1 protein-coding gene is annotated in these 814 nt (G+C 72.9%); it reads left to right on the top strand.

All coding sequences use genetic code 11. From position 1 onward, the window contains the following. Nucleotides 1-814 (top strand): CpaE/TadZ family protein (locus AC5RUJ_RS17485; RefSeq protein WP_494156406.1); only part of this gene is annotated, 814 nt, incomplete at both ends.

The raw sequence follows: 814 nt of genomic DNA, 5'->3' as shown, positions 1-814 counted from the left end.
GCCCTGCGGCCGCACGACGCTGCAGTTGAACCGCCGGCACCTGCAGGGGCCAAGGGTGAACTCGTCGCGGTGTGGGGTCCGGCCGGGGCGCCGGGACGCACCACCGTGGCGGTCAACCTCGCCGCCGAATACGCCGCCGCCGGCCGGCGGACCCTGCTGATGGATGCGGATACCTACGGGGCCAGCGTCGCCGCGTTCCTTGGCCTGCTCGATGAATCTGCCGCGCTTGCCCACGCCTGCCGGCTGGCGGACCAGGGCGTGCTGGACAGCCCGGCCCTGGAACGGGTCTGCCTGAAGGTAGCCGTGGCCGGAACCTCGATGCTGGTGCTGACCGGGATTACGAGGGTGGACCGGTGGACCGAGCTGAGGCCGTCGGCGCTCGGGGCGGTGCTGGACATGGCGCGGGCGGTGGCGGAGACCGTCGTCGTGGATTGCGGTTTCTCGCTGGAACACGACGAGGAGCTGAGCTTTGACTCGCTGGCGCCGCGGCGCAATGGTGCCACATTGCGGGTGCTGGAGGCGGCGGACCGGGTGCTGGCCGTGGGCAGCGCGGATTCGGTGGGGCTGCCGCGGCTGGTCCGCGCGCTGGACGAACTGGCGCATGCCGTCCCCTCCGCCTCGGCCGAAGTGGTGCTCAACAAGGTTCGGGCGGCAGCCGTGGGAGCCCGGCCGGAAGCACAGTTGCGGGAGGCCTGGGAACGGTTCGTGCCGGCCGCCGGCGTCCCCGCCCTGCTGCCGTCCGATACCGCCGCAGCCGATGCCGCCCTGCTGGGCGGCTCGGTCCTGTTGGAATCCGCGCCGGGCTCTGCGCTGC

It is taken from the genome of Arthrobacter sp. Y3223164 (assembly GCF_059091005.1).
The sequence above is the reverse complement of the archived record's forward strand: the minus strand, read 5'-3'. Positions and strand labels throughout refer to the sequence as shown.